The organism is Streptomyces sp. NBC_01210, assembly GCF_036010325.1.
In the GTDB taxonomy this organism is placed as follows: domain Bacteria; phylum Actinomycetota; class Actinomycetes; order Streptomycetales; family Streptomycetaceae; genus Streptomyces.
Window position 1 is genome coordinate 2,625,629 of record NZ_CP108549.1, and the last position, 13,526, is coordinate 2,639,154.

The 13,526-nt window shown below is 67.4% G+C and carries 13 protein-coding genes; 5 read left to right on the forward strand and 8 right to left on the reverse strand.

The annotated features are described in order from the left end of the window. Window positions 1–268 precede the first annotated feature (268 nt). Window positions 269–736, reverse strand: coding sequence for an RDD family protein (locus OG735_RS11955; RefSeq protein ID WP_327323133.1), 468 nt, complete (start codon window positions 734–736; stop codon window positions 269–271). 208 nt (window positions 737–944) lie between these two features. Here OG735_RS11955 and glnA point away from each other — a divergent pair, with 208 nt between their 5' ends. Together glnA and OG735_RS11965 are read left to right on the forward strand one after the other, a co-directional pair. Next, window positions 945–2,354, forward strand: a complete 1,410-nt coding sequence (glnA, locus tag OG735_RS11960; protein ID WP_327323134.1) for a type I glutamate--ammonia ligase — start codon at window positions 945–947, stop codon at window positions 2,352–2,354. Between the two features lie 259 nt (window positions 2,355–2,613). Next, entirely contained in the window at window positions 2,614–3,639 is a 1,026-nt protein-coding gene (locus tag OG735_RS11965) for a phosphotransferase family protein (RefSeq protein ID WP_327323135.1), read from the forward strand. A gap of 162 nt (window positions 3,640–3,801) precedes the next feature. Here OG735_RS11965 and OG735_RS11970 read toward each other — a convergent pair whose 3' ends face one another. From OG735_RS11970 to OG735_RS11990, 5 genes are all read right to left on the reverse strand, one after another. Then, the gene (locus OG735_RS11970) at window positions 3,802–4,620 is read right to left on the reverse strand and encodes a hypothetical protein (RefSeq protein WP_327323136.1); all 819 of its coding nucleotides are present in this window, start codon (window positions 4,618–4,620) and stop codon (window positions 3,802–3,804) included. A 64-nt stretch (window positions 4,621–4,684) separates the two neighbouring features. Continuing rightward, window positions 4,685–5,041 carry an ASCH domain-containing protein gene (locus OG735_RS11975; RefSeq protein ID WP_327323137.1) on the reverse strand — a complete coding sequence of 119 codons (357 nt, stop codon included), beginning with the start codon at window positions 5,039–5,041 and terminating at the stop codon, window positions 4,685–4,687. After that, window positions 5,038–6,153: a hypothetical protein gene (locus OG735_RS11980; RefSeq protein WP_327323138.1), complete on the reverse strand. Its 1,116-nt coding sequence runs from the start codon at window positions 6,151–6,153 to the stop codon at window positions 5,038–5,040. Before OG735_RS11980 ends, OG735_RS11975 begins: the two co-directional genes overlap by 4 nt. Window positions 6,154–6,181: 28 nt before the next feature. Continuing rightward, the gene (locus OG735_RS11985; RefSeq protein ID WP_327323139.1) at window positions 6,182–6,658 is read right to left on the reverse strand and encodes a hypothetical protein; all 477 of its coding nucleotides are present in this window, start codon (window positions 6,656–6,658) and stop codon (window positions 6,182–6,184) included. Next, window positions 6,652–7,110: an ATP-binding protein gene (locus tag OG735_RS11990; RefSeq protein ID WP_327323140.1), complete on the reverse strand. Its 459-nt coding sequence runs from the start codon at window positions 7,108–7,110 to the stop codon at window positions 6,652–6,654. The genes OG735_RS11985 and OG735_RS11990 overlap by 7 nt, the downstream gene beginning before the upstream one ends. Window positions 7,111–7,214: 104 nt before the next feature. Here OG735_RS11990 and OG735_RS11995 point away from each other — a divergent pair, with 104 nt between their 5' ends. Then, window positions 7,215–8,549: a helix-turn-helix domain-containing protein gene (locus OG735_RS11995; protein ID WP_327323141.1), complete on the forward strand. Its 1,335-nt coding sequence runs from the start codon at window positions 7,215–7,217 to the stop codon at window positions 8,547–8,549. Next, entirely contained in the window at window positions 8,546–9,364 is an 819-nt protein-coding gene (locus OG735_RS12000; protein WP_327323142.1) for a class I SAM-dependent methyltransferase, read from the forward strand. Before OG735_RS11995 ends, OG735_RS12000 begins: the two co-directional genes overlap by 4 nt. A 376-nt stretch (window positions 9,365–9,740) precedes the next feature. Here OG735_RS12000 and OG735_RS12005 read toward each other — a convergent pair whose 3' ends face one another. After that, complete coding sequence (locus OG735_RS12005) at window positions 9,741–10,310, reverse strand: peptide deformylase (RefSeq protein WP_327323143.1); 570 nt, start codon at window positions 10,308–10,310, stop codon at window positions 9,741–9,743. 661 nt (window positions 10,311–10,971) lie between these two features. On the opposite strand from OG735_RS12005, the gene OG735_RS12010 reads away from it, so the two are divergent. Then, a complete protein-coding gene (locus tag OG735_RS12010; protein ID WP_327323144.1) occupies window positions 10,972–11,781 on the forward strand; it encodes a S1 family peptidase in 810 nt (269 codons plus the stop codon). Window positions 11,782–12,182: 401 nt separating this feature from the next. On the opposite strand, the gene OG735_RS12015 is transcribed toward OG735_RS12010, so the two are convergent. Further along, a complete protein-coding gene (locus tag OG735_RS12015) occupies window positions 12,183–13,430 on the reverse strand; it encodes an MFS transporter (RefSeq protein WP_327323145.1) in 1,248 nt (415 codons plus the stop codon). Between the last annotated feature and the right edge of the window lie 96 nt (window positions 13,431–13,526).

Consider the following 13,526-nt stretch of genomic DNA (forward strand, 5'->3'; position numbering starts at 1 on the left):
TCTCGGCTGTACCAGTGGCCGCAGCGGGGCCTACGGGTGGCCCACGGCAGCCGCCCGGCGCCTGTTCGCCCACTGATCTAGCGCCTAGAAGGGTCGGGTAAGCCCACCCTTCGGGGACGGGACGTACCACATGTTCCCAACGCCAGCGGATGCCTTCAGGTGCAGGGCGGAAGCCACCAGGACGGCGCACGCATTATCAAGAACGACTGCCACAGCCCGGCCGCCCGGTTCACCTTGGTCCGTCTGCCTTCTTTACTCGCTTCTGCCGCTAGATCCGCACCTGTACAGCGCGGGCGAGGCGGTCGTGCAGCCCGCGCCCGTCACGGTCCCAGATGAGCGCCGGAATCGCGATGCAGAGCAGCAGGCTCCGTACGAGAACCCGCACGATCCCCAGCCGCCCGCCGCCTTCGGCGACAACGCGCAGACCGAGGATCCGCTTGCCGGGGGTGAAGCCGACCGTGCCGACGGTCAGCACGCTGAGTACGAGGAAGATGCCGAGCCCCCAGTTTCCGACGGCCTGTCGGTCACCGTTGGCGAACAGCCCGTATGCGATCAGGAGACAGAGCCCCCAGTCGATGAAGACGGCGCCGAACCGCCTCCCGAGGGGGGCGATGGAGCCGGGGCCCGCCTCCGGCAGGCCGAGCCGCTCGCCCCGGTGACCGAAGTCGGCGCCCATGTCCTCGGCCGCCGCGCGGGGCCCGGAGAGCCACGATCCGATTGCTTGCCTGTTGTCCACCCGTACACGGTACTGCGCAAGGTTTCACCCACCTGCGGTCGGGGCCTTGACGCGACCCCGACCCCGGTCCGGTTAACTTCGGCGAAACAAATGGGTCATGCTTGAGAAATCCCGTCTACCTATGGTCGGGTCCAGCGTGTGCCACCGCACTGGCCGCACGACCGAGCTACAACCCCGCCCCTCCCGGGTCGGGAGTAGGAGGAGTTGGATGTTCCAGAACGCCGACGACGCGAAGAAGTTCATCGCCGACGAAGACGTAAAGTTCGTCGATGTCCGGTTCTGCGACCTGCCTGGTGTGATGCAGCACTTCACCATCCCGGCAAAGGCGTTCGACCCGGCCGAGGAGCTGGCCTTCGACGGCTCGTCGATCCGCGGCTTCCAGGCCATCCACGAGTCCGACATGGCGCTCCGCGCGGACCTGTCGACCGCCCGTGTCGACCCCTTCCGGCGCGACAAGACGGTCAACATCAACTTCTTCATCCACGACCCGATCACGGGCGAGCAGTACAGCCGCGACCCGCGCAACATCGCCAAGAAGGCCGAGGCGTACCTCGCCTCCACCGGCATCGCGGACACCGCGTACTTCGGTCCCGAGGCCGAGTTCTACGTCTTCGACAACGTCCGCTTCGAGACCAAGGCGAACGAGGCCTTCTACCACATCGACTCCGAGGCAGGCGCCTGGAACACCGGTGCGATCGAGGACAACCGCGGCTACAAGGTCCGCTACAAGGGCGGCTACTTCCCGGCCCCGCCGGTCGACCACTTCGCCGACCTGCGCGCAGAGATCTCCCTGGAGCTGGAGGCGTCCGGCCTCCAGGTCGAGCGCCAGCACCACGAGGTGGGCACCGCCGGCCAGGCCGAGATCAACTACAAGTTCAACACGCTGCTCGCCGCGGCCGACGACCTGATGCTCTTCAAGTACATCGTGAAGAACGTCGCGTGGCGCAACGGCAAGACCGCGACCTTCATGCCGAAGCCGATCTTCGGCGACAACGGCTCGGGCATGCACGTCCACCAGTCCCTGTGGCAGGGCGGCGTCCCGCTGTTCTACGACGAGCAGGGGTACGCGGGCCTGTCGGACACCGCCCGCTACTACATCGGCGGCATCCTGAAGCACGCGCCGTCGCTGCTGGCGTTCACGAACCCGACGGTGAACTCGTACCACCGCCTGGTCCCCGGCTTCGAGGCCCCGGTCAACCTGGTCTACTCGCAGCGTAACCGCTCGGCGGCGATGCGTATCCCGATCACGGGCTCGAACCCGAAGGCCAAGCGCGTCGAGTTCCGCGCCCCGGACCCGTCGTCGAACCCGTACCTGGCGTTCTCGGCCCTGCTGCTCGCGGGCCTCGACGGCGTGAAGAACAAGATCGAGCCGGCGGAGCCGATCGACAAGGACCTCTACGAGCTGGCCCCGGACGAGCACGCGGGCGTCCCGCAGGTCCCGACCTCGCTCCCGGCGGTGCTCGAGGCGCTGGAGGCGGACAACGACTACCTGCAGGCCGGTGGGGTCTTCACGTCGGACCTGATCGAGACGTGGATCGACTACAAGCGCACGAACGAGATCGCGCCGATCCAGCTGCGGCCGCACCCGCACGAGTTCGAGCTGTACTACGACATCTAAAGGCTGGGGTCGGGTGACCTTGGGCTAGGGCTCGGAGATGTGCTGTGACCTGGGGAAACGCTGCTCAGCGGGTTTCCCCGGGTCACAGCTGTTTTTCAGGCTCTTGTGCACCGAGGGTGCACCGGCCGGGGCAAGTACCTGACGTGTCGTCAGAAACGGCAGCGAGGGCCGCTACCCCGTTCCAGGGGTAGCGGCCCTCGTCGACTTGGTCACGCACCAGGTTCGGCAAGCAGGTCGGCGACAAGCCACACAGGCATACATGGGGAGGCAGGTCGTGGACGCGGTACGCAGGGTTGTCACACGGGATGACCTGGAAGGCCTCGCACGGGCGGCTCTGGGCGCCGAGCATCGCCTCGTGGGCGCATCGCGACTCCGGGGTGGAAGCAAGAAGGGCGTGTACCGCCTCTTCTTCGACGATGACTCCACCGCAATCGTCTACATCTGGGACGGTGCCGAGAACTACTGGCCCACCGCGCAGGCCGACGAGGCCGACAACCACGCGGACCCGTTCTCGCCCGCCTCCGGCATCGAGCTCTTCGAGGCCGCCCACCGGCATCTCGACACCCTCGGCATCCGCACGCCCCGGATCCGCCTGGCCGACCGAAGCAGGAGCCACTACTCGGCGGACGTCGCCGTGGTCGAGGACGTGCCCGGCGACAACCTGGAAGCACTGCTCCGCCAAGACCCGCGCAGCGTGGGTACGACCATGGAGCGTCTCGCCGAGGCACTCGGTGCGCTGCAGCGGCATCAGGGTCCACGCTTCGGGAAAGTCGCCCTGATCGACAAAGGTGGCGCCTCCGAGGGCAGCTCGTGTGAGCAGGTCGTCCTGGACCGCGCGCTCGACGACCTCACCGAAGCCGCCTCTCGCGGCACGCGGATCACACGTTCCCGCGAGCAGCTGGAGACTGTAGTTCGCACATTGGCTGCGGCTGTGCGCCCACGCTCGCAGTATGGGCTCATCCATGGTGAGCTCGGGCCGGACCACGTGCTGGTGGACCGGCACGGGCAGCCGGTCCTCATCGACATCGAGGGGCTGATGTTCTTCGATGTCGAGTGGGAGCACGCGTTCCTGCGACTGCGCTTCGGCGAGCACTACCGATGGCTCGATCAGAGTGACCTCGACGAGCAGCGGCTTGCGTTCTACACGCTGGCCATGCGCCTGTCTCTCGTCGCCGGACCACTGCGGCTCCTCGACGGCGACTTCCCCGACCGCGACTTCATGAGGGGCATCGCCGAGCACAACATCCAAGAGGCGCTCGCGTTCCTGCCCACGGACGACCGCTGAACCCCTTGGAATGGATCATCTAGCGATTGACCGGGTCGGTGACCTGCGGGGATCTCTCTGCAGGTCGCTGACCTAGCCTTTTCCCGAGTGCTGGCGACGAGTGCGACGATCTTGATCCGGGCTGTGTGCGGACTGCTCGGTCCGTCTGCTGAGCTTCTGGGCTCAGCTGCCGTCAAGTGTGATCCCGGAGAGGGCGGGCATCGCATGCAAGAAGGCGCCGGTGTTGGGGAGGCCGGCCGCTCGGTTTTCATAGGCGGTGATTCTGTGTCCGTAGTCGGCGGCCAGGGTGTCAATGCGCGACCGCAGGTCGGCGTGCGAAGCGACCATGATTGAGTCGAAGCAATCGATGTCCGAACCGATGGTCAGGTCGACGAATACGTCCGTCCTCGTGATGACGTCGGACAGGCTTGGTCTGTTCGGGCCGCGCAAGGCGCTGACCAGAGCTGCGTGCCGATCCGGCCCGGGTTCGACGGCGAAAACGGTGATCTCGGATGACGCGTCGAGGAGCACAGCGTGCAGCATGCGGACGAGGTCTCGTGGAGTGGCCAAGTGGAACAGGCCTGCGCGCTCGGCGTTCCCCGGGCACCAGGAGGCCAGTCCTGGACGGAAGCCGTGAGTGGAACGGCCAGGAACGAACCCCTTGTTGCGTGATGCGACCTTCAGCTCCTCGGCGTCGACTTCATACTCCCAGTCGACAAGGACAGGCTCTTGCTCCAGATGCCGCTCGGCGTCGTCGCGGTAGTAGGTGGGGATCGCGTAGCGGGCCAGCCCCTCGGTGAGCCGCCAGGTCAGGCCCACATAGATGGCGACCTCCTCCATGTTGTTGTTGTTCACGGCATACTCGGTGAACGGCGTCGGCCCTTCTGGCCAATCCTGGAACAGTCCGGGCCAGTGGCGGGTCAAGGCTGGCTGCTCGCCAGGAAGGTAGTGGTAGAGGTTCACACCGTTCGCATGAACACTCTCGAAGTGGAGGGGCAGCACGGCGCGACCCTAGCCCGTACCCGCTCCTGACGAGCCCGGGGAGAGCCCCTGTTCCTGGCCCCTCCTACGGAGCAGTGCGTTCGATCTCGATGGCGAGGGCCCCGAGGGCTTCCTTCTCGGGGCCGTAAATCGTGCGGATGTTGGCGAGCTGTTCGTCGCGGGTGGCGTTGGGGTTGACCTTGGCTGGTCCTTCGCCGAGCAGGAGCGCCTCGAAGGTCTTGTACTCGGTGACGCGCAGGACACGGACGTCGCAGGTCTCGTCGGTGCCCTTGATGCGGAAGCGGATGATGTCGCCGGTGGTGAGGTCTTCGAGGTGCGGGTACTTCACCCGCACCTCGATGGTCTTGGTGCCCGCGGCCACGAGGTCGAAGTACTTGCGGTAGAGGTTGAGTTCGTGGACGCGGGCGGTGGTGTCGGTCATGGGGCGGGAACGCTCCTGGGTACTGGTGTCGTCATCATGCGGCCGATCTCGGCGGCTGAGTACGAGCGGAAGAAGTGGCGGGGGTCGGAGAGCAGGGTCTCGGTCAGGGCGAGGAGTTGGTCGGCGTATTCGGGCAACGAGCCAGGCCACTGCCGGGTGTCGAGCATCCAGTCGGCGGCACCGTCCGGCAAGGGCGCGCGGCCCTCGCGTATCAGGGACTTGGACAGCTTCGCGCCGGTGTCCGTGACGATCTGCGGGCAGAACAGGCGGGCGGGGAGCTGGCTGCGGGTGAAGCCGACAGACTGAAGGGCTTCGTCGACGAGGTGCGAGCCGAAAATCCAGTCGCCGCCCTTGACCATGACGTGAAGCGTGCCCTGCGGGCCGGTCAGAGCGAGTTCCTTGACGAGGTTGCGGTACAGGGTGGCCAGGTCGAGGTAGGCGCCGTTGGTGAGGGTAACTGTCGTCTCGTAGGGGCCGTGATGGAGGCAGACGGCGGTGACCGTTGCGGTCTCGGGATGGACGAGTTGGATCTGGGTGCGCTCGGCGTGCTTTTCTGCCCAGCCGCATCCGAAGTAGGGGCAGGGGACGCGGACGTGCGGGATGCCGGTGGAGGGTGCGAGCCACCACCTGGCCGCGTCGATACGGGGCAGGAATCGTAACCAGGTGCGGCGGAATTGCTCGCCGGCCTGCTGCTGGCTGTAGGTCTCGACGCGGTACGGGATGCCCAGACGCCGTGACAGCGCGGTGAACAACGGTTCGTACAGGGCGGCGACGAGATCGGTGAGGGCCTGCGTGCCGAGGGCCTGGGCGTAGGCGCGTTGGTAGCGGTGACCGGTCACTGGGTCGGTGGTCAGCTCGTACGGGGCATTGTCCAGGGCGCTGAAGAGGACTTCGGCGGGCAGGCCGAAGCGGGCCTGGAGGCGGGCGGCCATGGCGAAGGTCAAAGACTGGACGAGCGAGGTTCCGATGTGCGGGGCGCCGTTGATCTGCGTGCCGACGAGCAGGACGATCCGCTCGGGAGGTGTGGCCAGGATGCGAGCGGTGAGGACGTCCTCGACGTGGTCGAGCGCGTTGGCGAGCACGGTGTTCGGCGAGACGGGGTGCACGGTCACGGGAGATCCCCTCGTTTTGGACGGCGGTTCATTCGCTGCGGGTGTGACCGAAGAGCAGCCGCTGCTGGAGCGTGGCGCGGTCGAGGTAGGCGTCGATCTCGGCAGGGAGGGCAGCGCGGGAGAGTGCGTCGATGCCCAGGACGAGGGCGACCGGGGTCCGTTGGCGAAGGAGCAGCGTCCAGGGCCGGCCTGCGGGTATGCGCTTGCGGTACGGGGTGCCGCCGAGGCGCAGGGCGACGTCGGTCGGGCTGATCGGGCGCAGCCGCGGTCCGATGTCAGGTGGGGGCGCCGTGGCTGGCCCGAGGCCGAGCGCGGTCGCGATGGTGCGCATGCGCTGCTCGATGACCGTCGGTGTCTCGTACGGGCTGCGCGAGGGCTGCGGCACCAATAGCAAGCAGCACAGGGTGGCGCCGGTCGGGTCGGTGTCCAGCCAGGTCGCGGTGGCCAGGCAGGCGATCAGGCCGGGGGACAGGTCGGTCTGTCCCGTGCGCGCGGGAGTCAGCATGTGGTCACTGCCTTGCGCTGAAAGGACGCCCAGACTCGTTTGCCGGGGCCTTGGCGGGTTGTGACTCCCCAGTCGTCGGCGATGGCGGACACGAGAAACAGCCCGCGGCCCTCTTCGCTGGATTCCGGCGCCTCACGCTGCCTGGGGGTGCCGCCGCCGCTGTCGTGCACCTCGACGAGCAGCTGCGCGTCGTGGAGTTCGAGGCGGACGAGGATCAGGTGGCCAGCGGGCGCCCCGTGTCGCAGAGCGTTGGTCACCAGCTCGGACACGCACAGCCGGACGTCGTCGAGGCGTTCGGTGAGATCCCACTGGGAAAGGGTCTCGGCGACGAACTCACGGGCGTTGCGTGCGGTGGGCCTGCGCCTGGCGAAGAGCATCGTGCGGTTCTCGACGCCGCCTGGGGCGTCGTCAGGCTGGGTCGTCTTCGGCTCATTGCGCGTTCTGGTGGACATGTCCACCAGCCAACCGCTGTAGCTCGTTCGGGTCGGGAGCCAGCGTGGCGTCCATGCCGGGGGCCACTATGGGGGCCAGAGTCCACATGCTCCGGGGAGATGGGATGGGCGACACGGGTATCGGTGCCTTGCTCGTTCGGCTGCGCACTGGGCGTGGCTGGACCCAGCAGCGGGTCGCCGACGAGTACAACGCCCTGGACGGTCGTGCCGCCAAGACCGGTAAGGAGATCGGGCGTTACGAGCGTGAGGTGCGCATCCCGGTCCCGTACACGCGGAAGTATCTGGCGAGGGTATTCGACGTTGATGTCGCTGTGCTCGACCGCGCTGTCGCTCTCAGCAAGCAGCTCCGTGGTGATGCAGATCCTCGGGAGGGATCGGCAGACCTAGCGGGTCAGAAGTCGGCCCCGCGCTCCGTGGCTGGTTCGGTGTTGGCGGACGCGTTGCTGTCGGCCGACTTCGCCAGGTTCATCGCCCAGCGCAATGCCGACGAGTTCGTCGTCGAGCAGTTGGAAGCCGACGTCGCACGGCTCGCGCGTTCGTATGTGAGCCACCCTTTGCTTGAGCTCTACGTCGAGATCAGACAGCTGCGAGATGGAGTGTTCGGTCTTCTGCGGGGACGTCAACGACCCCGTCAGGCCCGTGACTTGTACGTCTCGGCGTCGCGGCTGTGCGGACTGTCCGCGCATGTCTGCCTCGATCTGGGCCACTACGACTCCGCAGCGACGCATGCCCGAACGGCTCGTGCGTGCGCCGAGGCGGCCGGGCACGAGGGGCTACTGGCCTGGGTGCGGGCCGTGGAGTCGCTGATCGCCTACTGGACGGGGCGGTACGAGCAGGCGGCGCGGCTGGCCCAGGCCGGACGTCACCATCGGGCGGGGGGCAGCATTGGGGCCCGGCTGGCGAGCCTGGAGGCACGGGCGCTCGCGATTGCGGGCGACAGCGCGGGAGCGGCAGCCGCCCTGGTGGATGCCGAGCGCTCCCGCGAGACGATGGCCGGGCACGACGACGTACCCGGGATCTTCGCCTTCCCGGCCGCCAAGCAGCACGCGTACGCCGGCACGACCCACCTCGCGATCGGTGGGCGCGACCACGTCCAACAAGCCATCGCCAGTGCGGACACGGCAGTCCGGCTCTACCGCAGTGCCGAGCACGACGACCAGTCGGTCGGCGATCTGTTCGCCGCCCATGTCGACCTCGCTCGCGGCCACCTGCTCCTGACGGACATCGACGGCGCCGAGGCGATGCTCGGCTTCGTACTCGAGGCACCGCCGGAACGCGTGTCGGCGAGCATCGTACGGAGGCTTGTTGATCTCGGCCGGGAGTTGGGCGGTCCGCAGTACGGTGGAGCGGCGCAGGCGAACCAACTGCGCGAACGCCTTCAGCACACGGCCGTCCTCGCGGCCTCTCCCGCCGCCCGTCCTCCGGAGCTGCCGACGTGACCGACCTCTCCGCCGCCCACGACGCCGCCGTGACCGACCGCGGCCGCCTGGCCGGGAGCGCCTACAACGGCGACCGCGACCTCGCCGCCCGCCAGTCGCTCTACCAATGGCAGACGCCCCGCTACGACCTGCCCGGCCTCGTCACCGAGCAGCTGAGCGCGGTACGCGGGTGTGTGGTCGATGCTGGCTGCGGGAACGGCAAGTTCATCAAGCGGTTGCGCCAGGACCGGCCCGACTTGAACCTGCTTGGCCTCGACATCGCTCCCGGCATCCTGGCGGATGTCCCTGGTCCGGTCGCCGTGGCGGACGTGGCCCGGCTCCCGCTGGCGACGGCGAGCGTCGACGCCGCCCTGGCGCTGCACATGCTCTACCACACCCCGGACATCGCCCAGGCGGTCGCCGAGCTCTCCCGAGTCGTGACCCACAACGGACTGGTCATCGTCTCCACCAACTCCGACCGGGACAAGGCCGAGCTGGACGAGCTGTGGGTGCGAGCCGCCGGCGACGTACTCGGCACCGGACGCGGCCCGGCCCGCATCTCGCTCAGCGCCCGCTTCTCCCTGGAGAAGGCTCCGGCCTTCCTGGGCGAGGAGTTCGGCCTCGTCGAGAAGATCAAGCTGCCCGGCATTATCACGGTTCGCGATCCGGAGCCGGTGGTCGCACACATGGGCTCGTACCAGGCGTGGGCGGACCAGCACGATGTGCCCTTTGAGGCGACCATCGAGCGGTCCCGCGCCATCCTTGTCGATCACATCACCCGGCACGGAGCATTCGAGATTACCTGCCTGGGCGGAATTCTCATCTGCCGACGCTGACAAGGCGATGTCCAGTACCGGCACCGGTCAGCCGAGGTGCCATCCTGGCGGCAAAGCACGCTGCTGTCTCCTGCGCGGGGTGCATCCACGCAGCCCCCTCAATCTGTTGATCAGGGGCGGCCTACTCGGCGATCAGCTGCCTGTGGGCTTCACCAGCAGCCAATAGCAGACCCGGTCGGAGTCGGTGACGGAGTTCCGGCACTCTGCCAGCGACGGTTCATGTCTCGCTGGCGTCACGGGCAGTGTCTCGTTTCACGGCGCCAAGAACGGTAGCAGCGTGAGGCATGTCACTCTCAGGGGGCCGTGGTTGTGCACGGCGTCCAAGCCGGATGGTTGCCCTATCGCTCATATCTCCGCCCCCATCCGCAGACGACTCCTACTGCTCGTACGCCCACGCACGGCCAGTCTGGCGGTATTCCTCCACGGGGATCGGCTCGACGCCGGTCCTCATGCGGGCGGTGTACAGCAGGCCGTCGAGGTGGTCAATCTCGTGATGGATGAGGCGGGCGAGGCCGCGTTCGTACATGGTGGTCACGGCCTCGCCGGTCAGGGCCGTGGTCACCACCGTGAGGGTCAAGGGGCGGGGGACAAGGCCGCGGACGTCGAAGAAGCTGAGGCAGCCCTCGTACTGCTCGTCCGCCTCGTCGGAGCGGGTGGTGATCTTCGGGTTGAGCAGGATGATGGCGGGGGCGTCGCCGGGTGGCTGGACGACGGCGGCGGTTCGTCCGATGCCGATCTGCGGTGCCGCGATGCCCATGCCCTTGCCCTTGCCCTTGCCCTTGCCCTTGCCCTTGGCGAAGGGGTGGACCTCTCCGATTCGTTCCATGGCGGCGAACAGTTCGTCTGTGAGGCACTCGGCTTCGTCGCGCTCGGCGGGTAGATCGAAGGCGCGGGCCGGTTCGGCGAGGATGCCGGCGCCGTGCTGGACGACTCCGAGGTCTCGCATTCTCTGGCTGGGCCGCACGTCAATCACCTGAACTCCCCTTGATCTGTGTCGCGTCCGGACCGTGCCCGAAGCCGCCACTCCAGACGGTACCGAGCGTGAAGGGCGGGCGTGGTCGTGATCCACGTGAATTGCCGGAGCTCGCCGTCGTCGCTGCGGACGGGAGGCGTCCGCAGCGGGGAGGCTTCGTCGATCATGGAGGTCTCGGTGCCCCACACGACGGGGTCGAGGACGGCCGGGAAGGCGAGTTGGACTTCGAGTTGTTCGGTGGGCAGGCGGACGGCCCGCTGGAACCAGTTGCCCCATTCGGAGCGCGGAGGACTGCGTGGACCCGGAGGAGGCCCTACGATGCCGCACGTCGGATTGAACGGTGCGATGTTTTGAACACACGTCGTCAGGCCCATCACGCCGAACCGGCGGCTGAATCGGCCGGTATGGCCCCAACAGGCCACAGCCCTAGGAGAGTTGAGGGACTGCGCACCCTTGTCGCCCCGGTCGCTTGTTCCACATAATCGCAGGGCGCTTTGCGGACTCATCCCCCACTGGGTTCGGACGCCTTACGACGTGCTGCCGTTTTCCAACGCACTTCATTCGGTGGTGACTTCCGATTCCCGTGGTTGGCATGGGCCCGTCATTGGGCGTACCCCCCACGAGAGGAAGTCCGTTGAAGAGCTACCTGAAGCACCTCAGGACGACCACCGCGATCGGTGCCGTCGCCCTCGCCGCCTTCAGCCTCCAGCCCGGCGCGGCCAACGCCGCCTCCGCACCGACCCCACGCGGTGAGGTAGGCACGACGGTCGTCGGCGGGACCAAGGCCGATCAGGGTGAATTCCCGTTCATGGTCCGCCTGTCCATGGGCTGTGGCGGCGCGCTGTACACCAAGGACATCGTTCTCACCGCCGCCCACTGCGTCGACGGCAGCGGCCCGAACACCGGCATCACCGCGACGGCGGGCGTCGTCGACCTGGAGGACTCCAACGCGATAAGCGTGAAGTCCACCGAGGTCCTCCAGGCGCCCGGCTACAACGGCAAGGGCAAGGACTGGGCACTGATCAAGCTCGAGAAGCCGATCGATCTGCCGACCCTGCCGATCGCCGGGGACGACAAGTTCAACACTGGCGATTTCGACATCGCCGGCTGGGGCGCGGACAAGGAAGGCGGCGACCAGCAGCGCTATCTGCTCAAGGCCAAGGTCCCGTTCATCGACGATGCCACCTGCCAGACGGCGTACGGCGACCAGCTGACCCCCGGCGAAGAGCTCTGCGCCGGAGTCCTGGACACCGGCGGCGTCGACACCTGCCAGGGCGACTCCGGCGGCCCCATGTTCCGCAAGGACGACGCGGGTGCCTGGATCCAGGTCGGCATCGTCAGCTGGGGCGAGGGCTGCGCGCGCCCGGGCAAGCCCGGTGTCTACACCGAGGTGAGCACCTTCGCGGCGGACATCAAGCAGGCCGCCGACGGACTGGGCGGCTGACGCCGGTCAGTGTCGAGCAGTTGAGCACCATCGCGTTGGATTGAGTGTGCATCGCCACGCCAATCCCTGACGCGCTGTCAGCAACAGCAGCGAGGGCTGCTACCCCGGATTCCCCGGTAGCAGCCCTCACCGCTGTCACGCGGCTGCCACCCGATCATCTCCTCCCCTTCGGAGGAGTACGGCCGACAGCCATTTTCGGTGAACGCCAGAAGAAGGCCCAGCTGCAGGAGGCCAGGACGTTGCTGACGCTGTCACTGAGTTGTGATGCGGACGACGGTTGACGGTCGAGAGCTCCGTGGGGTGCCTCGGCGTGTACGGGGTGATGCGCTGGTGGCGGCTGCCTTCGAGGGCTGCGCCGAGTCGGCGGCGCCCTTCCGGGGTGAGAGGGGCGTTGCGGTGAGTCATGCGACCCGGACGTCTTCGGCCGACGCGGCGGGCTCAGGGGCGGACAAATGTATCCGTTTGGGCAGCAAGAGCGGGGTGGCGAGCAGGAGAACGCCGGACATGGTGATCGCGGCGAGCGGGCTGGTGAGTGTGGCGAGAATGCCCCAGATCACCATCAGGGCAGCTTGTAGGAGTTTGCTGATGGCACTCCATGTACTGAGGATTTGGGCGGTGTGATCCGCGGGAGTCCGTTGCAGGCGTTCTGTTGCGTAGATCGGATTGAAGATGCCCATACAGGTGATCAGCAGGCCCTCGACGATGATCACGGTGAGGAGTCCGGGGATGCCGGGATGGACGAACGTGAGACCGAGTGGGAACAGCGATCGCAGCCAGCCGGAGACGATCAGGACCCGTTGCCGGCCGTAGCGGGTCACGAGGCCTGCGGAGAGGCGGGCGCCCACAAAGCCGCCGAGTGCCGGGATGCCGAAGGCAAGACCGTATTGCCAGGCCGGGAAGTGGTACTGGCCCAGCAGGAGGACGGACAGGAGCGGGACGGTGGCCATGATCAGGCCGCCGACCAGGATTGAGTTGAGGAACAGGCGCCTCAGTGCGCGGTCACGGAGGATGAACCGCCAGCCACCGAGAAGGTCGGCTCCGCGCAACCTGGTGGCGCGGTCGCGGGGTGCCGCGACGTCGCCTCCGCGGATGCGGAGGACCCCGAGCGCGGACAGCAGGTAGCTGAGGGCGTCGGCCATGACAGTGATGACCGGGCCGAGCAACCCTATGAGTGCACCACCGAGGGGTGGGCCCGCCGCGGTCGCCACCCAGCTCGTGCCCTCGAATCTCCCGTTCGCCACAAGGAGGTGATCGCTACGCACGAGATACTTCAGATACGCGCCGGATGCGGCGGTGAAGGCGATGCTCGCGGTCCCGGAGATGACCGATACGACCAGCAGTTGGCCGTATGAAAGCAAGCCGAGTACGTACGCGATCGGGACACTTGCCATCGCGACGAACCGGATCAGGTCCATCGCGATCATCACCGGACGCTTGGCCCGGTGCTCAACCCACGGCCCGAGCGAGAACGCAACAATCGCCGCGACGGCAAGCCCGGCCGCCTCCAGGAGCGACACGGCGAATGCCGGCGAGTGCAGCACTCGCACCGCGATCAGCGGGAACGCGCCGAAGGCAATCCACGTACCGTATGTACCGACGGCGTAGGCCGACCACAGCCAACCGAAACTGCGCCCCAACTGCACGCGCATGCGACTCCCTCGCGACAACCGATGTTCGGGTCTCTGCATCACACCGGCCGCACCGTCGCGGGATCAAACAACCGGCTCCCGGGCGAGCCACAACCA